The 19,015-nt window shown below is 69.7% G+C and carries 9 protein-coding genes; 5 read left to right on the top strand and 4 right to left on the bottom strand.

Annotated elements, in window-relative coordinates:
- Nucleotides 1-154: 154 nt before the first annotated feature.
- Complete coding sequence (locus tag ABIC25_RS18685) at nt 155-610, top strand: SRPBCC family protein (RefSeq protein ID WP_354562635.1); 456 nt, start codon at nt 155-157, stop codon at nt 608-610.
- A 106-nt stretch (nt 611-716) separates the two neighbouring features.
- Here the strand turns inward: ABIC25_RS18685 and ABIC25_RS18680 are convergent, their stop codons facing one another.
- From ABIC25_RS18680 to rplN, 4 genes are read right to left on the bottom strand one after another with little or no spacing between them, the layout of a single operon-like run.
- Nucleotides 717-902, bottom strand: a complete 186-nt coding sequence (locus ABIC25_RS18680) for a type Z 30S ribosomal protein S14 (protein ID WP_004019490.1) — start codon at nt 900-902, stop codon at nt 717-719.
- A 1-nt stretch (nt 903) separates the two neighbouring features.
- Nucleotides 904-1,485 (bottom strand): 50S ribosomal protein L5, encoded by a 582-nt coding sequence (rplE, locus tag ABIC25_RS18675; protein ID WP_055475154.1) that lies wholly within the window; start codon nt 1,483-1,485, stop codon nt 904-906.
- 1 nt (nt 1,486) lies between these two features.
- The gene (gene rplX, locus ABIC25_RS18670) at nt 1,487-1,804 is read right to left on the bottom strand and encodes a 50S ribosomal protein L24 (RefSeq protein ID WP_004019492.1); all 318 of its coding nucleotides are present in this window, start codon (nt 1,802-1,804) and stop codon (nt 1,487-1,489) included.
- Nucleotide 1,805: 1 nt separating this feature from the next.
- The gene (gene rplN, locus ABIC25_RS18665; RefSeq protein ID WP_004019493.1) at nt 1,806-2,174 is read right to left on the bottom strand and encodes a 50S ribosomal protein L14; all 369 of its coding nucleotides are present in this window, start codon (nt 2,172-2,174) and stop codon (nt 1,806-1,808) included.
- A 602-nt stretch (nt 2,175-2,776) separates the two neighbouring features.
- On the opposite strand from rplN, the gene ABIC25_RS18660 reads away from it, so the two are divergent.
- Genes ABIC25_RS18660 through ABIC25_RS18645 form a run of 4 tightly spaced genes read left to right on the top strand, consistent with a single transcriptional unit; the run spans nt 2,777 to nt 18,926 of the window.
- Complete coding sequence (locus ABIC25_RS18660) at nt 2,777-16,678, top strand: non-ribosomal peptide synthetase (RefSeq protein WP_354562633.1); 13,902 nt, start codon at nt 2,777-2,779, stop codon at nt 16,676-16,678.
- Nucleotides 16,675-16,932 carry an MbtH family protein gene (locus tag ABIC25_RS18655; RefSeq protein ID WP_004020520.1) on the top strand — a complete coding sequence of 86 codons (258 nt, stop codon included), beginning with the start codon at nt 16,675-16,677 and terminating at the stop codon, nt 16,930-16,932. Before ABIC25_RS18660 ends, ABIC25_RS18655 begins: the two co-directional genes overlap by 4 nt.
- Complete coding sequence (locus ABIC25_RS18650) at nt 16,910-18,154, top strand: ABC transporter ATP-binding protein (RefSeq protein WP_064569430.1); 1,245 nt, start codon at nt 16,910-16,912, stop codon at nt 18,152-18,154. Before ABIC25_RS18655 ends, ABIC25_RS18650 begins: the two co-directional genes overlap by 23 nt.
- On the top strand, nt 18,144-18,926 hold the full coding sequence (locus ABIC25_RS18645) for an ABC transporter permease (RefSeq protein WP_004020522.1): 783 nt from the start codon (nt 18,144-18,146) through the stop codon (nt 18,924-18,926). The genes ABIC25_RS18650 and ABIC25_RS18645 overlap by 11 nt, the downstream gene beginning before the upstream one ends.
- Nucleotides 18,927-19,015: the final 89 nt, after the last annotated feature.

The raw sequence follows: 19,015 nt of genomic DNA, 5'->3' as shown, positions 1-19,015 counted from the left end.
GACAAATCGGACGTAGCCTTCGCGGTCGACGGGGAGTACTCTGACCAGCGGATGCATCTCGTCCGGACCGTGATCACCACCCGCCCCGAGACGGTGTGCGGCGTGGGCCCCGGCCCTGCCGTCCTACAATCGTTCGCACACAAGGGATTTCATCATGCCCGAATCCAGCGCATCCGTCACCGTCAAGCAACCACTCGAAACCGTCTGGGAGTACATGTCCACTCCCGAACACACCACCGCATACCTACCGGGAACCGTGGAGGTCACCCCGCTGTCCGATGGGCCACTAGCCGTCGGTACGCAGTGGAAGGGCAAGACGGCCGTCCTCGGTCGGACGGTGGACTGGCGGGGAGAGTTCACCCGTGTCGACACCTGTAAGGAGACGGAGTTCCAGACCGTCGAAGCGCCGTTCCCGTTCACCACGCACATCTCGCTGGAGGAGACCTCCGACGGCGTCCGGGTGACGTGTCGAATCACGTCCTCCACCGGCTTCGGCGGAGTGTTCGGCAAGATGGCCGACCCCATCGTCAACCGCATCTATCAGCGTTCGCTCACCGCGTCGATCGAGAGCGTCCCCGACCTCATCGAGGAGTGGCTCGCTCAGCAGTGACACGACAACGGCCCCATCTCGCGGAAGCAAGATGAGGCCGTCGGCGAATCGGTGGTGCAGATGCGCGCTGTGAGCGCGATCTGCTACGAAATCCGAGGGGTGAAAGTCACCAGCTGGACTTCTGCACACCCGGCAGCTCGCCGGCGTGTGCCATGTCGCGCAGGCAGATTCGGCACAGGCCGAACTTGCGGAACACCGAGTGCGGGCGACCGCACTTGTTGCACCGGGTGTAGGCCCGCACGGCGAACTTGGGCTTCTTGTTGGCCTTGTTGACCAGAGCCTTCTTTGCCATGTCAGTTGTCCTTAACGTTGTTGTCCTTGAACGGGAAGCCCAGGGCACGCAGCAGCGCCCGGCCTTCGTCGTCCGTGGTGGCCGACGTCACGACGGTGATGTCCATACCGCGGGGCCGGTCGATGTTGTCGATGTTGATCTCGTGGAACATCGACTGCTCGTTCAGGCCGAACGTGTAGTTGCCGTTGCCGTCGAACTGACGGTCCGACAGGCCGCGGAAGTCGCGGATACGCGGGAGGGCGATGGACACGAGGCGGTCCAGGAACTCCCACATGCGGTCGCCACGGAGGGTGACGCGCGCACCGATCGGCATGCCCTCGCGCAGCTTGAACTGTGCGATGGACTTGCGAGCGCGACGGATCTCCGGCTTCTGGCCGGTGATCTTGGCCAGATCCTCGACGGCGCCGTTGATCAGCTTCGCGTCACGGGCGGCGTCGCCGACGCCCATGTTCACGACGACCTTCACGACGCCCGGGATCAGCATCACGTTGGGGTATTCGAACTCTTTGTTCAGCGTGTCCTTGATCTCCTCGCGGTAGCGAGTCTTCAGGCGCGGCTGGATCTTGGGTTCAGTAGAGGTCATGTCAGATGTCCTTCCCGCTCTTGCGCGAGATCCGGACCTTCTTGCCCGATTCCTCGTCGACGCGGTAGCCGACGCGGGTCGGGTTGCCGTCGGAATCCACGACCATCACGTTCGAGACGTGGATCGAGGCTTCCTGGGTCACGATGCCGCCGGAGGAGGCACCGCGCTCGTTGGCCGACGCGGCGGTGTGCTTCTTGATTCGGTTGACGCCCTCGACGAGAACTCGCTGCGTCTTCGGGAAGGCCTGGATGACCTTGCCCTTGGCGCCCTTGTCCTTGCCCGAGATGACGATCACGGTGTCACCCTTGTGGACCTTCATGTCAGATCACCTCCGGTGCCAGCGACACGATCTTCATGAACTTCTTCTCGCGCAGCTCGCGGCCGACCGGGCCGAAGATGCGGGTACCGCGGGGGTCGCTCTCACCCTTGAGGATGACGGCGGCGTTCTCGTCGAAGCGGATGTAGCTTCCGTCCGCACGACGGCGCTCCTTGGTGGTGCGCACGATGACGGCCTTGACGACCTCACCCTTCTTGACGTTGCCGCCCGGGATGGCGTCCTTGACAGTGGCGACGATGACGTCGCCAATGCCGGCGTAGCGCCGCGAGGAACCGCCGAGCACGCGGATGCACAAGATCTCCTTGGCACCGGTGTTGTCGGCGACTCGCAGGCGGGATTCCTGCTGAATCACTCGTTAGTCTCCTTGACCTGGCTTCTTATGTACGGCGGATTTCCGACCCGACGCACACGGTCCGTTGCCACCGAACACACGCCTGCCTGGGGTTTTGGCCAGGCTGTGACACCTGAGCGGTCCGCCCCAGTGGGTTCGTGAGCCGATTCGCGACACAACAGTGCCGCAGGCAACCCCACAAGTGTAGGGGAATGCCCAGGTCCGGGCCAAATCGGTGCCGCCGTCATCGGCCGCGGGTTTCGGATGACACCGGGCCGGGAAAGTTTTTTTTCGCATCGACCCATCTGGGGTGTACCTCCACGCGAAGCACCCATGAGACGAGATCGACCAGATTACAAGCCCGCCCGGCGAGCCACGAGAGCGCGTCGGGAGGGAGCGAAACACGGGGGGCGTGTCAGCACCGGGGGAAATCTCGGCTGCCGATCGTGAGCCGAACGATCACCATGCCTCCCGGCTCCGCAGCTCAGTCCGACAACCGCGGGCCTGACGGCAAGTCCTCGACTCCGGGCCACCCGCCCCGAGTTCGTGGACCGGAGTTCGAATCCCCACGCTCGATCCGGGTTCGACGCTGCCGTGCGGGCGCACTCACAGGGGAGGCACGCGTGACCACAGACGACGCGGTCCGGAACACCGTTGCTACCGACATCGACACCGGCCTGACGATCCCGATGACCGCCGCACAGCGCGGCATCTTCTACGCACAGCAGCTCGAGCCGGACGTGCCGATGACCATCGACGCGTACGTCGAGTTCCGCGGCGACACCTCGGGTCCACAGGCCGAGAACGGTGACGACCCCCTCGTCGACGTCGATCCGGACATCATGCAGCGGGCGGTCACCCTGACCGAGCGCGAGACCGAGGCCCCCCTGCTCCGCCTGATCCCGACCGACGACGGCGAGCCGATGATGGTGCTCGACCGGTCGCAGGGAGTGATACTCGGGCGGCAGGACTTCTCCGATGCCGACGACCCGCGCGCGGCCGCGCTGGCCTGGATCGACCGCAGGCGAAGCGCGAGCTCGGACGTGTTCGAAGACCGCATCCTGGAGACCCATCTGCTGAAAATCGGTCCCGGACACTCGATCTGGTACTGCCACGGTCACCACATCGGCTTCGACGGCTACGCGGCGATGTACATGATGCTGCGCGTCGCCTCGCACTACACCGCGATCGTGAACGGGACCCCGCCCCCGATCGCGGACACCGCGTCGATGGTCGACATCGCCGAGTTCGACCGCGAATACCGCGCGTCGGCGAAGTTCGTCGAGGACCGCGAGCACTGGGCGGCACACCTGGCCGATATGCCCGAGATGACCACTCTCACCAGCCTTTCGGCCTCGGCGGCGCCGCTGTCGGACGTCCGCTCGGCGGTGCTCGACGACACGCTCGTCGCGCGCATCCGCGAACTCGGCCGCACGCACCGGGTCCGGCCCGCCTCGGTCATCACTGCCGCCGTCGCCGCCTACGTCGCGCGCTACACCGACCGCGACGAGGCGATGCTGAGCCTGCCGGTCGCCGCCCGCGATCGCGATGTCCTCCGCACCTCGGCGGGCCTGACGTCGAACGTCATCCCCCTGCGCATCGCGCTCGACGACGACACGGCCACCCTGGCCGATCTGTTGACGTCGGCGAACTCGGAGATCAAGGTCGCCGTCCGCCATCAGAAGTTCCGGCACGAGGACATCACCTCGCAGATCCTCGGTGCGGCCGGTGCCCGACGAGGATTCTTCGGCCCGCTGGTCAACGTCATGCTGTTCTTCCAGCACATCGACTTCGGTCCGCTGAAGGGCGAATTGCACGTGCTGTCCACGGGTCCGATCGAGGACCTGTCGGTGAACGTCTACGACAGTCTCGACGGTGGGATGACCCTCGACCTCGAGGCGAACCCCAACATCTACCCGGCCGACGAGATCACCACCCATCACCGGCGCCTGGTCGACTTCGTCACCGCCTTCGTCGGAGCGCCGGTCGAGACCAGGGTGTCGGACCTGCATGTTCTCACCGACGCCGAACGCACCGAACTCCCCGAGCGCATGACCGGGGAGCGGGTCGACCACGGCGACACCACCCTCGTCGACCTGCTCGACGACGCGGCCCGGGCCCACCCCGACGAGACCGCGATCACCGACGCGCAGGACGACCGCTCGCTCACCCATCGCGAGTTCGCCCGCGCGGCAACGCAGATCGCCTCCGCACTCGCGCGTCGCGGGATCGGCCCCGAGAGCGTCGTCGGCGTTCAGCTGCCCCGCAGCACAGACCAGGTCGTGTCGTTGCACGGCGTCGTCCGGGCCGGCGCGGCGTTCCTGCCGATCGACCCGGCCGAGCCGGCCGACCGGCTCGGTCACATCCTCGAGGTGGCCTCGCCCGACCTCGTCATCACCGAATCGGTGCTCGCCGAACTGCGCGCCGACGACGATCCCGACGCGGCCGCGCCGACGCCCCCGGGCCCCGACACGGCCGCCTACGTGCTGTTCACGTCCGGGTCCACCGGAAAGCCGAAGGGCGTGGTCATCACCCACCGCGCCATCGTCAACCGCCTTGCGTGGATGCAGTCCCGGTATGACCTCGCCACCGACGACCGCGTGCTGCAGAAGACCCCGGCCACCTTCGACGTGTCGGTGTGGGAGTTCTTCTGGCCGTTCACGACCGGCGCCGCGCTCGTAGTGCCGACCGCCGACGGGCACCGTGATCCGTGGTACCTGCGCGATGTTATCGCCGAACATCGGGTCACCACCGTGCATTTCGTCCCGTCGATGCTGGCCGCCTTCACCGCGGCGCTCGACACCGACGACGCGTCGGCGCTGACGAGTCTGCGCCGGATCTTCACCAGCGGTGAGGCACTGACGCCCTCGACGGTCGGCGCCTCGGCGACGCTGACCGCCGCACCGATCCACAACCTCTACGGTCCCACCGAGGCCGCGGTCGACGTCACCCATCACGACGACTGCCGCGCCGATCTCCCGGTCATCCCCATCGGCTCCCCGGTGTGGAACACCAGCGTCCACGTGCTCGATCACCGCCTGCGGCCGCAACCGCCCGGCGCGATCGGCGAGCTCTATCTCGGCGGTGTCCAGCTGGCCCGCGGGTACCGCTCCCGCGCGGACCTGACCTCGTCGCGGTTCGTCGCCTCGCCCGCGGCGCCGGGTGAACGTCTTTATCGCACCGGCGATCTCGTCCGCCTGAACGCCACCGGCGAGCTGGAGTACCTCGGCCGCACCGACTCCCAGGTCAAGATCCGCGGCCAGCGCGTCGAGCTCGGTGAGATCGAATCGACGCTCAGCGGCCTCGACCACGTCACCGCGGCCGGTGTGGTGATCCGCGACGATCTCATCGCCGGTGAGGCCACGATCGTCGGCTACGTCACGGGAACCGGGCTCGCCGACCGTGACCTGCGCGCCGAACTCCGCACCGCGCTTTCCGATCACATGATCCCCACCGCGATCATGGTCCTCGGCTCGTTGCCCACCACCGCCAACGGCAAGCTCGACCGGCGCGCCCTCCCCCGGCCGGATCTGCGGACCCACCGCGAGTTCGTCGCCGCCCGCACCCCGCTCGAGCGTCTCGTCGTGACCACCGTCGCCGACGTGCTGGACCTGCAGGACGAGGACGCGGCCGACCGCTCGTCGGGCAGTTCCGCGGACGCCGAGACGGCCTCGGTCTCCCTGAGCGACAACTTCTTCGAGATCGGCGGGACGTCGCTGTCCGCGACTCGGATGGCGTCGCGGCTCTCCCGGGCCACCGGCCACCGGATCGGGATCCGCACCGTGTTCGATGCCGACGACCTCGCCGGCATCGTCGCGACCATCGACGACCTCGGCGTCGACACCGACACCCTGGCCGCCGCGGGTACCGCGGGCGTCGACGAGACCGCGGGCCGGACCGCGTCCGGGGCCGTGCCGCTGTCCCCCGCCCAGCACCGCCTGTGGCTGGCGACCCGTCTGGACCCGGCGTCCTCGGCGACCTACAACATGCCGTTCACCGTCCGGTTCGTCGGGGCACTCGACACCGACGCCCTCCGCGCGGCACTCGTCGACGTGGTCCGACGACACGAGCCGCTGCGCAGCGTCGTCGCCGAGATCGACGGCGTGGCCTGCATCTCCGCCACCGACCCGGGCGAGGTCGACGTCGACCTCCCGGTTCTCGCCGCCGCCGACGTCGCGCAGTGCCCTGACCGCGACTTCGCCTCGCGGCCCTTCGACCTGGCCACCGAGATCCCCGTTCGTGCACGCCTGGTCCGGACCGACGACGACGATCACCGGCTGACGATGGTCGTCCACCACATCGCGGCCGACGGCTGGTCGCTTGCCCCACTCGCCGGCGACCTGGCCACCGCCTACAAAGCCCGACGCGACGGGACCGAACCCACCTGGGCGGAGCTGCCGGTCAGCTACTCGCAGACCAGCGCCGTCCGGCATGCCTGGCTCGACGAGAGTCCCCACGCCGCAGCCGAACTCGACTTCTGGCGGGACACCCTCGCCGGCGCGCCGGGTGAGACCGAACTGCCCCTGGACCGGCCGCGGGGCCGGGACTCCGAGGTCACCGGCCGATCCGGCTCCTCGGTGACCTCGACGATCGACGCCGACACCTATACCGCGATCCGGACCATCGCCACCGACGCCGACGCCACGGTGTTCATGGTGCTCCATGCGTCGGTGGCGCTCCTGCTGCGTTCCCTCGCGCAGTCCTCGGACGTCCTCGTGGGCACACCGGTGTCCGGCCGCGGCGATGCCGATCTCGACGACCTCGTCGGCATGTTCGTCAACACGCTCGCGTTGCGCACCGACGTCGACAAGGACATGCCGTTCGGCGATCTGGTGGCCCGCGTCCGGGACACCGACCTGAACGCGTTCGACAACGCCGACATGCCGTTCGACCGGCTCGTGACGGAGCTGAACCCGGTCCGGTCGGGCAACGTCCACCCGTTCTTCCAGGTGTCGCTGGCCCTGGAGGACCGCTCCGCGATCCGCCTCGACTTCGCCGGACTCGCGGCGACCGCGTCCCGCGTGGACACCGGCCGCACCACCTTCGACCTGCAGTTCACCTTCACCGAGGTGCGCGGGGCGAGCGGCGAACCGACCGGGCTGACCCTCGAGATCGGCTACGCCACCGCACTCTTCGACCGGGGCACGGTGACCGGGCTCGGCTCGCGACTGATCCGGATGCTGGAGGCGGCGACCGCCGACCCGAACGCACCCGTCGGCGATCTCCCCGTTCTCGACCTGCACGAGCGTCTCGACCTCGTGCCGGCCGTCGGCGACGGCCGCCGCCCGGTCGAGCACCTGACCCGGCTGCTGTCGGCGGCCGCGGAGTCCTCGACGCACCGTATCGCGGTCACCGACGGCACGCGATCGTTGACCTACCGCGAACTCGACACGGGGTCGAACCGGTTGGCGCGGTTGCTCATCGACGGCGGCGCCGGCCCCGAACGTCATGTGGCCGTGGCTCTTCCGCGCGGTGTCGAATGGATGACGACGATGTGGGCGATCGCCCGCACCGGAGCCGCCTGGGTCCCGATCGACCCCGCCTACCCGGCGGGCCGCATCGAACACATGCTGACCGACTCGGGAGCGCGGCTGCTCGTCACCGATCGCGCATCCGATCCCCGCGCCGGGGGTGAGGTCACCACCGTCGTGCTCGACGACCCGGACACCCGCACCCGCATCGACGCCGGATCCTCGGCGGCCGTGACGGATTCGGACCGCCGAGGCGTCCTCGACGTCGACCAGCCCGCCTACCTGATCTACACATCCGGCACCACCGGCACGCCGAAGGGCGTGGTGGTCAGTCATCGTGGACTCGCCGACTTCGGTGCGCAGCAGGTCACGCAGTACGGGATCACCCCCGGCAGCCGGACCATGCACATGGCGTCGCCGAGCTTCGACGCGTCGGTGCTCGAGATCCTGATGGCGATCTCCGCCGGGTCGACGATGCACATCGTCCCGCCGGGCATCGTCGGCGGCGCCGAACTCGCCGAGCTCATGCGGGACGCGCGGATCACGCACGCGTTCCTCACCCCGTCGGTGCTGACGACCATGTCCCCGGACGACGTGCCCGACCTCGAGGCACTCGTCATCGGTGGCGAACACCCGAACTCCGAGGTGGTGCGCACCTGGTCGTCCGGACCGAAGCTGTTCAACGCATACGGTCCCACCGAGACCACCGTCGTGGCCGCGGTGTCGGCGGCGATCAGTCCCGATTACACGACGCTGACGATCGGTCGCCCCATCCGCGGCATCTCCGCGGTGGTGCTGGACGAGCGCCTGCGCCCGGTCGCCCCCGGCGCGGTCGGCGAGTTGTACATCGCCGGCGAGCATCTCGCCCGCGGGTATCACGGTGTCCGGCCGCTGACGTCGAAGCGTTTCATCGCCAACCCGTACGGCGATCCCGGCGAGCGGATGTACCGTACCGGCGACCTCGTGCGCTGGACCGCCGACCACGAACTCGAGTTCCGCGGGCGCGCCGACCATCAGACCAAGATCCGCGGCCATCGCATCGAGCTCGGCGAGATCGACGCCGCCCTCGTCGCCGACGACGCGGTCCGCGCCGCGGTCACCACCACGCACGGCGAGGGCGATCGCGCCCATCTCGTGTCGTACGTGACGGTCACCGACGGTGGCCACGGTCAGGCCGCGGCTGTGCGCGACCGGTTGGCGCAACGCCTGCCCCGGCACATGATCCCGTCCACGATCATCGAACTCGACGAGATCCCCACGACTCCCATCGGCAAGGTCGATCTCCGCGCCCTGCCCGCGCCCGAACCGGCCTCGGTGGGCGCCGACGTCGCGTTCATCGCACCCCGCACCCCCATCGAGCAGGCCGTCGCCGATCTCATCGCCGAGCGTCTGGAGCTGGAGCCCGGCACCATCGGGCGCGATCACGACTTCTTCGATCTCGGCGGCAACTCACTGCTGGCGACCCAGATCGTCGGCGCGCTGGAGAATCTCACCGGGCAGCGCATCCCCGTCCGCGAGGTCTTCGATCATTCGACCGTCGCCGGCATCGCCCGTCTCGCCGGCACCGACGACGGCCACGCCTCGCTCGTCGAGGCGCGGACACTGCCCGATCTGCGGCACGATCCGGACAGCCCGGCCCAGCCCGGACCCGCTCAGCAGCAGCTCTGGTTCCTCAACCAGCTGGCCGGCCTCCAGGATGCCGACGGAAGCCACCCGGAGGCCGAGACCGGCTCGCCGACTGCCGATTACGCCATCGCCTTCGCGCTGGACCTGCGCGGCGACCTCGACGTGGCCGCCCTCGCCGGCGCACTCCGGTACGCCGTCGAGCGCCACGAGATGCTCCGCACGGTCTACCCCGAGCACGACGGACGGCCCGTCCTCGACGTTCGTCCCGCCGACGAGGTCCACACCGACCTGACCGTCGACGAGACGACCGCGGCCGACTGGGCGGAGCGGGCACAGGCACTGGCCCGTCGTCCGTTCGACCTCACCGTCGACGTGCCGCTGCGCGTCGCTCTGCACCGGATCGACGGCGACGTCACCCATCACAAGCTGACTCTCGTCATCCACCACATCGCCGCCGACGGCTGGTCGATGGTGCCGTTGCACCGCGACATCACCCACGCGTACGCCGAACTGCACACCGCCGCCGAGAACGGGCCCACGCTCACCGCCATCCCGGCAGCCCTGGACTATCGCGACTACCTCCGCTGGCAGGCCGACCACCTCGAGTCCCGGACCGACCTGGCCGACCGCTGGCGCCAGGATCTCGACGGCCTCGACGTCGGACCGATTCTCCTCCCCGATGCGCCGGCCGGAACCAGCCGGACCGCCGGCGTCGTCGACATCGAGTTCGACGCCGACCTGCGCAGCCGGTTGAGTGCGCTGGGTGACGGCCGGGCAACCGAGTTCATGTGCGTGCATGCGGTGTTCGCCGCGCTGCTGCACCGGTTGACGGCCGACCCGCAGGTCCACGTCGCCGGTACGCCGTCGGACATCGTCATCGGCACCCCGGTCGCCGGACGCACCGACCCCCGCCTCGCCGAGATCGTCGGCATGTTCGTGAACTCGGTCGTCCTCCGGACCCCGGTCGACGGGAGCAAGGGGTTCGCTGCACTCCTCGAGTCGGTGCGCAACCGGGATCTCGAGGCGCTGTCGGCCGCGGACATGCCCTTCGAGCAGATCGTCTCGATGCTCAATCCGCCTCGAACAGATCGTCATCCGGTGTTCCAGATCGCCCTCGCCTTCGACGCGGGGGTCTCCGACACCCTCGAACCCGATCACACCCGGGTGGACCTGCCCGGCCTCGAGATCGTCGCCGAGGAGATCGAGACCGACGGCGTGCGGTTCGACCTCGAGCTGCGAATCCGCAACGGGCGCGCACGATTCACCTACGCGACCGACGTCCACAGCGCCGAGCGTGTCACCGAACTGGCCCGCATGTTCGTCGACCTCGCGCGTACGGTCGTCGCGGACCCGTCCACCCCGCTCGACGACCTCGCCCTCGGCCACCCCGGCATCACCGGCAACGCGAACGTCGCCGATGCGGACGCCGACCGGGGTGACGCGGTCGAGCCGAGACACCTCGCCGACATCATCGCCGACACCGTCATCGATCACGCCGAGCAGGTCGCGATCGAAGACGGCGACCGTACGCTCACCTACGCCGAACTCGACCGGGTGTCCGCCCGCTGGGCGCGATCCCTGCGAGATCTCGGGGTCGGTCCGGAGGACGTGATCGCGATCGCCGTCGATCGCAGCCTGGAGTCGGTCATCGCCACCTGGGCCGTGGCCAAGTCCGGCGCTGCCGCCCTGCCGGTCGACATGCGGTATCCGGCCGAGCGGATCGCCCACATGATCGCCGACTCCGGCGCCATCCTCGGCATCAGCGGCACCGACCATCGTCGCGATGTGCCGCGCGACATCTGGTGGCTCACCCCGCAGGACCTGTGCGCAGGCGAGCGGACGGCGTTCGCGTCCCCGGCCCGCCACCTCGATTCGATCGCGTACATCGTCTACACCTCGGGATCCACCGGAAAGCCCAAGGGCGTCAGCGTGACCCACCGTGGTCTGGCCGCGTTCGCCGCGACCCAGCGGGAACGGTACGAGGTCGGCCCCGGTGACCGCACCCTGCTGTTCGCCTCCCCCTCGTTCGACGCGTCCATGCTGGAGTTCCTGCTCGCGGTCGAATCCGGTGCGACGATGGTGGTCGCCCCGACGACGATCTACGGCGGCGACGAACTCGTCGAATTCCTCGACGACCGCGAGGTGACCCACGCGTTCATCACCCCGTCGGCTCTCGCGGCCGCCGCGCCGCATCCCCTGCCGCACCTCCGGACGCTGGGTGTGGGTGGCGAGGCGAGCACGCCGGAGCTGGTGGCGCGCTGGGGAACCGGCCGTCGTTACATCAACTCCTACGGACCCACCGAGACGACGATCGTCGCCGCGATGTCGGCCCCGCTGCACCCGGATGAGCCGATCACCATCGGCACGCCGGTCCACGAGTGCACCGCGCTCGTGCTCGACCACCGGTTGCGCCCGCTGCCCGACCACGTCCCCGGCGAGCTCTATCTCGCCGGGCCGGGAGTGGCACGCGGCTATCTCGGCCGGCGGAGTCTGACCGCCGGACGATTCGTGGCCTCACCCACCGGTCGCGGGGCCGTCATGTACCGCACCGGCGACATCGTCCACCGCGGCGCCGACGGCGCGCTGATCTACCACGGACGCAGCGACAACCAGGTGAAGGTCCGCGGCTTCCGCATCGAGCTCGACGAGGTGAGCGCCGCGCTGGCGGCCGTCGACGGGGTCGACTTCGCCACCACCGTCGTGCGCGGTGAGAGCGCATCGGCCACCCTGGTCGGCTACGTCACCCGGTCCGGCGGTAGCCCGGACGCCGAGACGCCGGAACACCAGACCTTGGACACGGCAACGGTTCTCGAGTCCGTGCGCCGTCGACTCCCCCGCCACATGGTCCCGTCCGCGATCGTCGTGCTGGACGAGATCCCGTTGACCGGCAACGGCAAGCTCGACCGGCGGGCGCTGCCGGAGCCCTCGGCGAGCAGCATCTCGTCCACCGGTCGCGTCCCGCGCACCGACGCCGAGACCGCGCTGGTCGAGATCGTCGCCGACGTGCTCGGTCTCGCCCGGGACGAGGTGGGGGCCACCGACGACTTCTTCCTGCTCGGCGGCACCTCCCTGCAGGCGACCACGCTGGTCAGCCGGATCAACCGCGCGTCGATCGATGGTCGGCTGCGCGTCCGGGACGTGTTCGACAACCCGACCGCCGAGGCCCTCGCCGACCTCATCAGCCTGCCCGAGGACTGGGAATCCGCCGCTGCGGCCGACGCCTCGGCGGACCGCCCGGAGCGCCGGGACGCATTCCCGCTCGCGCCGGTCCAGCGCCGGTTGTGGTCATTGGCCGCGGCCGACCCGGCGTCGACCGAGTACCTCATGCCCTTCGTCCTGCGACTGTCCGGCGAGGTCGATGTCGACGCGCTGCGCGGGGCCCTGGCCGACGTGGTCGGGCGGCACACGAGCCTGCGGACGGTCTTCGAGGCCGTCGACGGCGCCCCGTCCGGCCGCGTGCTCGACGACCCCGAGGCGGTCGTCGGCGCGCTGACGCCGATCGTGCCCGCGAACCCGGACGCGCTCATGAGCGAGATCGCACGTCTCGCGTCCACGCCGATCGATCCGACCACCGAGGCGCCGTTGCGCGCAGCGCTTCTCGTCGACCCCGGTACCGGTGACGACGCCGGCACCCGGCACGGCGCCGACCACGTACTGATGCTCGTCGTACACCACATCGCCGCCGACGGCGCGTCGTTGCCGATCCTCGTCGGCGACCTCGCGCAGGCCTACCGCGAACGGCGCTCCGGCCGGATCGGGACCTGGGCCGCCGCCGAACTCGACTACCGCGATCACGCCGTCGAGAGTGCAGCGGCGATCACGGCCGCCGAGGAGCTGGAGTTCTGGACCGGACATCTCACGGGTGCGCCCGCCGAGAGCACGGTCGAACCGGTGGCCGGTGGACAGCGTCGATCGGGCGGACAGGGCGAATCCGGCGCACGGTCGGTGAGCCTGCCTCTCCCGGCGCACACCCGGGCGGGCCTGACCGCCTTCGCCCGCGAGCAGTCGACGACACCGTTCTCGGTGCTGCACACCGCGCTCGCGATCCTGCTGCACCGTCTCGGTGTCGGCGACGACCTCGTCATCGGCAGTCCCGTGGACAACCGCACCGGGGTGGCCGGAGTCGACCGCGACTACAGCGGCGTGGTCGGCATGTTCGTCAACATGGTGCCGCTGCGCAGCCGGCTGCGGAGCGCGGACACCGTCGCCGCGCTCGTCCGCCGGACCCGCGATGCCGACGTCGACGCCCTCGATCACCGGGGCGTGCCGTTCGACGACGTGGTGACCGCGCTCAACCCCGAACGGGCGCACGGCCGACACCCGCTCTTCCAGGTGGCGCTGTCGGTGCACGACTTCGCCGGCGGCGCACCGACTCCGGTCGGAGGTGCGGACTCCCTCGCCGGGACCGCCGTCCCGATGGACGACGACCTGCTCGCCGAGGTCGCCGAATTCGACTCGCTCGCAGCCAAGTTCGACCTCCAGTTCACCGTCACCGGCCTGGGTGCGACCGATGCCGACACCGACGCCGCCGTCCAGATCACCTACGACGCCGCGCGGTACGGCCACGACGACGCCCACCTGCTGGGGACCCGCTTGATGCGGGTCCTGCGCGGGATGCTCGGCGATCCCGGACGCGCGATCGGCGACATCCGCATCACGGATCCGCTCGAGGTCGCCGAGCGCACCCCTGCGCTGGGTCCGCGCGGCAAGGCGCCGACCACGCTGGATGTCCTGATCGCCGACGCCGTGCGCCGCAACCCGAACGGACTCGCCGCCATCGGCGGGTCCGCCGGGGACGGCGACGCCCCCGAGACACTCACCTATGCCGAGCTCGACGCTCGTTCGAACCGGCTGGCGCGGGTGCTGCTCGGCCGCGGGGTCGGGGCCCACGCCCGTCCGGACGACGAGCCGGGGACCGCAGGTCCCGACGTCCGGTCGTCCCGGGAACCGGTGGTCGCGATGGCGATCAGTCGCTCCCTCGATTCCCTGGTGGCGATCTGGGCGATCGTGAAGGCCGGTGCCGCGTACGTTCCGATCGACCCGGAGTATCCGGCGGACCGCATCGCGCACATGCTGGACGACAGTGGCGCGCAACTGGTCGTGACGACCTCGTCGGCATGGGAACGCATCCGGGAGAGCTCGGCCGGCAACGACGTACCGACCCTGGTGCTCGACGCCGCGTCGACCCGGACCCGCATGAAGCACTCGTCGCCGGCACCGATCACCGACGCCGAGCGGGAGGCGACGATTCGCCCGGATCAGTTGGCGTACATCATCTACACGTCGGGGTCGACCGGTAAGCCCAAGGGCGTCCTGGTCCCGCACAGCGGGTTGCGCGCCGTGCACGACGAACTCGCCGAACGGATGACCCCCGGGCCCACCTCCCGCGTGTTGCACTTCGCCTCACCGAGTTTCGACGCCTCGGTGCTGGAGATGCTGCTCGCACTGGCCGGTTCGTCGGCGCTGACCATCGTCGAACCGCACGTCTACGGCGGTACCGCACTCAGCGACGTGATCAACACGCGACAGGCGACGCATGCGTTCATCACCCCCGCCGCGGTCGCCAGCATGGATCCCGCCGCCGTGCCGTCACTGCGCGCTCTCGCGGTCGGCGGCGAGGCCTACGGAACCGATCTCGTGCGGCGCTGGTCGCCCGGTCGCACGATGATCAACGTCTACGGCCCCACCGAGACCACGATCATCACGACCGGCAGCCGTTCGCTCACCCCGAACACGCCGCTGACGATCGGCACGCCGAACAACGGCGTCGGCGCGCTCGTCCTCGACGATCGGCTCCACCCGGTGCCGCCCGGCGTCACCGGCGATCTGTACCTGACCGGCGTGCAGCTCACGCGCGGCTATCACCGCCGACCCGGCCTCACCGCCGTACGGTTCGTCCCGGCTCCCATGGTCACCGGGCCGCGGTTCGCCGGTCAGCGGATGTACCGCACGGGTGACCTGGTCCGCTGGACCGGCGACGGCGAACTCGTCTACGTCGGCCGCAGCGACACCCAGGTCCAGGTCCGCGGGTTCCGCATCGAACTGGGTGAGATCGACGACGCGCTGGCCGCCGAACCCGACGTCGACTTCGCCGTCACGCTGGTCGACGGCACCGGGACGCAGGCGATCCTGCGGAGCTACGTCACCGCGACGCGCGGATCCGATCCGGAGCCCGCCGATCTGCGACGTCGGGTGGGGCGCCGCCTGCCCCGGCACATGGTGCCCGCGTCCGTGTCCGTTCTCGACGCCATCCCGCTGACCCCGACCGGCAAACTCGACCGGGCAGCCCTGCCGACGCCGTCGGCGTCCGCGTCGGGCCGAGCTCCGGCTCCCGGGACCGAGGCGACCGTCGCCCGCGTCTTCGCCGAAGTCCTCGAGATCGACGTCGACGCCGTCGGTGCCGACGACGGGTTCTTCGACCTGGGCGGCAACTCGCTGATGGCCACCGCGGTGACGAGCAGGCTGACCGAGCTCACCGGGCAGCACGTCGCGGCGCAGACGCTGTTCGGGGCCCCGAGTCCCGCGGAACTCGCCGACCTGCTCGACGGCGGGGCGGATCCGAACCGGACCGACGAGCCGTCGGCATCCGGCCTCGGCACACTCCTGCCGCTGCGCCGCGTCCCGGACCGTGCCGGAAGCGACACTCCCGCACCGCTGTTCGTGGTGCACCCGGCAATCGGTCTGTCCTGGAGCTTCACCTCCCTGCTGCCTCACCTGCCCGCGGACCGCGCGGTGTACGGGCTGCAGCACCCGGCGCTCGCCGGCGATCCGTGCCCACAGACGATCGCCGACCTCGCCGAGGTGTACGTCGCGCGTCTGCGGTCGGTCTCGCCCGCGGGGCCGTACCACCTGCTCGGCTGGTCGCTGGGCGGGCTCATCGCCCACGAGATGGCCGTGCAGTTGCAGGATGCCGGTGAGACCGTGGAGCGTCTCGTCCTGCTCGACAGCTACGTCGTCGCCGAACGCCCCGATCTCGACACCGAGGCGTCGATCGCGGAACTGATGCGCGAGTTCGGACTCGACGTCCCCGACGAGATCGCCGAGAAGGGCACCGGCGACGCCGCCGAGCCCACGGTGGCGGATGCGTTCCGGGTCATCTCCGCGGCCGGCGGAGCACTCGGCGGGCTGTCCGAGGACACGCTCACGACGGTGCACGAGGTGTTCCGCTACGCGTCACCGCTGGCGCGGAACTGGCAACCCCGGGTCTTCGACGGCGACCTCACCTTCGTCACCGCGACCGTGGACGCCCACGACGGCCCACCGGCCGTCGCCGGCTGGCACGACAAGGTCACCGGTCACGTCGTCGAGGTCGAGGCCACCAGCACCCACGCACGCATGTTGCTGCCGGAGAACGTCTCCGAGTGGCTGACCGCAATCGAAACAAGCCCGGGCACACCGGGAATCGCAGCACAGGAGGAGGAATCATGACGAACCCGTTCGACGACACCGAGGGGACCTTCCGCGTCCTCGTCAACCACGAGAACCAGCATTCCCTGTGGCCGGACTTCGCTCCCGTCCCGGACGGCTGGCGCGTGGTGTTCGGCCCGTCGGGTCACGACGAGTGCCTCGAATACGTCGAGGAGAACTGGCGAGACATGCGGCCGGCCAGTCTGATCCGCGCCATGGAACGTTCGCAGGACAGTGAAAGGGAGGTCACACATGGGGCGGCACAGTATGGCTGACACGACATCGGCAGAGGCGACCACGACAACCCCGACGCCGGGTACCACCCCCGGCGCCGCCGCACCGGCGCGGAACGCGCTCGAACTGCGCGGTCTGCGAAAGACGTTCCGCACCGGCCTGTTCGGCCGCGGCCGTCGCGTGCACGCCCTCAACGGTCTGGACCTGACCGTGCCCGCGGGCACCGTGCACGCGCTGCTCGGGCCCAACGGTGCGGGCAAGACCACCACCGTCCGCGCGGTCGCGACCCTGATGAGGCCCGACGAGGGCAGCGTCCTGGTCGACGGTGTCGACGCCATCGCCGACCCCGGCGCGGCCCGCAAGATCATCGGTGTCTCCGGCCAGTACGCGGCCGTCGACGGGAACCTGACCGGCTTCGAGAACCTGCGGATGGTCGGGCAGCTGTACGGGCTGTCGCGCGGCGAGGCCTCCACACGTGCCCGTGAGCTGATCGCCGACCTCGCCCTCCAAGACGCCGCCGACCGGCCGATGCGCACCTACTCCGGCGGCATGCGCCGACGGCTCGACCTCGCCGGCGCCCTCATCAACCGGCCGTCGCTGGTGATCCTCGACGAGCCGACCACCGGGTTGGATCCCCGTGGGCGGCGCCAGATGTGGGAGGTCATCACCGAACAGGTCGCGGGCGGCGCGACGGTGTTGCTGACGACGCAGTACCTCGAGGAGGCGGACGCACTGGCCGACGAGATCACCGTCATCGACCACGGGACCATCCGTGCCCAGGGCAGTGCCGCCGATCTCAAGGCGGCCACCGGCGGTTCGATCCTCACCGTCGAGGTCGACATGCGCTCGGGATCGTCGGAACCGCAGGACGAGCTCGTCGCCACGACGCTGGCCGAGATCGGTCTCGGCATGCCCGAACGACTCGAGAGCGAGGCCACCGCCCACCCGGGGTCGACGGGCACCCGATGGTCGATTCCCGTCGACAACGGAACGCGCAGTGCCGTCGAGGCCGTCCGCGCCCTCGACGCCGTCGGCATCGACGTCGTGGACGCCACGGTCGCGACCCCGACGCTCGACGACGTGTTCCTGACGCTCACGGAGCGCGACACGCACGGGACCGACGGCGACAGCGACGCCGGTGTCGGTACACCGGCGGGGTCCCATGCCGATGCCGAGACCGCCGTCATCCCGAAGGTGTCCGACGCCGATCCCGACCTCTCCCACGCCCCGACGACCCGATCGGATCGACTCCATGCTCACTGACACCGCAGTCCTGGTCGAACGAAATCTGCTCACCGTCAAGCGAATTCCGACCCTGCTCATCAGCGCCACCATCCAGCCGCTGATGTTCGTGTTCCTGTTCGCCTACGTCTTCGGCGCGACGTTCGGCGGGGGTTCCTACCGCGAGTTCCTGATGGCGGGCATCTTCACCCAGACCGTGGTGTTCAACGCGGCGTTCACCACCGTCGGCCTGGCGAACGACACCTCCGACGGTATCGTCGACCGGCTCCGGTCCCTGCCGATGTCCCGGTTGGGCGTCATCAGCGGACGCGTCACCTCGGACATGCTGCTGGGGATCGTCGGTCTTGCGGTGATGGTCGCCTGCGGTCTCGCGATCGGCTGGCGGGTCCAGGGCAGCGCCGGCGACGCCGCCCTCGCCTTCGGCATCATCGGCCTGTTCGCACTCGCCATGGCCTGGGTCGGGGCCGTGACCGGCCTCGCCGCGCCGAATGTCGAAGCTGCGCAGAGCATCGGCTTCCTGTGGATGTTCCCGGTCACCTTCTTGTCGAGCGCGTTCATCTCGGCCCAGAGCCTGCCCGGACCGTTGCGTGCGATCGCCGAATGGAACCCGGTCACCGCAGTGGCGACGGCATCCCGGCAGCTCTTCGGCAACGAGGCGCCGCCCACCTTCCCCGAGGCCACCGGATGGGTCGCCGACCACGCGGTCGCGTACTCGGTCGGTTCGGCCCTGGTCATACTGGCGGTGTGCATACCTGCCTCGCTCATCCTGTACCGCCGTGCCGCCAACCGGTGACCGGTAGGTCCGTGATCCATGAATTCGCGATCGGTCTACCCGGGATCAACGATCACCCGAGAAATCCCCACGTGTTCGTTACCGTGGAA

Origin of the sequence: Gordonia sp. PvP123 (assembly GCF_040547295.1) — a bacterium.
Classification (GTDB): domain Bacteria; phylum Actinomycetota; class Actinomycetes; order Mycobacteriales; family Mycobacteriaceae; genus Gordonia; species Gordonia terrae.
Note: the sequence above shows the minus strand (reverse complement) of the source record. Positions and strands in the feature narration are given on the sequence as shown.

Excerpts from the sequence above, each read along its gene's own strand:
- ABIC25_RS18685 (WP_354562635.1), top strand. The coding sequence starts at position 155 with ATGCCCGAATCCAGCGCATCCGTCACCGTCAAGCAACCACTCGAAACC.
- ABIC25_RS18680 (WP_004019490.1), bottom strand. The coding sequence starts at position 902 with ATGGCAAAGAAGGCTCTGGTCAACAAGGCCAACAAGAAGCCCAAGTTC.
- rplE (WP_055475154.1), bottom strand. The coding sequence starts at position 1,485 with ATGACCTCTACTGAACCCAAGATCCAGCCGCGCCTGAAGACTCGCTAC.
- rplX (WP_004019492.1), bottom strand. The coding sequence starts at position 1,804 with ATGAAGGTCCACAAGGGTGACACCGTGATCGTCATCTCGGGCAAGGAC.
- ABIC25_RS18655 (WP_004020520.1), top strand. The coding sequence starts at position 16,675 with ATGACGAACCCGTTCGACGACACCGAGGGGACCTTCCGCGTCCTCGTC.
- ABIC25_RS18650 (WP_064569430.1), top strand. The coding sequence starts at position 16,910 with ATGGGGCGGCACAGTATGGCTGACACGACATCGGCAGAGGCGACCACG.
- ABIC25_RS18645 (WP_004020522.1), top strand. The coding sequence starts at position 18,144 with ATGCTCACTGACACCGCAGTCCTGGTCGAACGAAATCTGCTCACCGTC.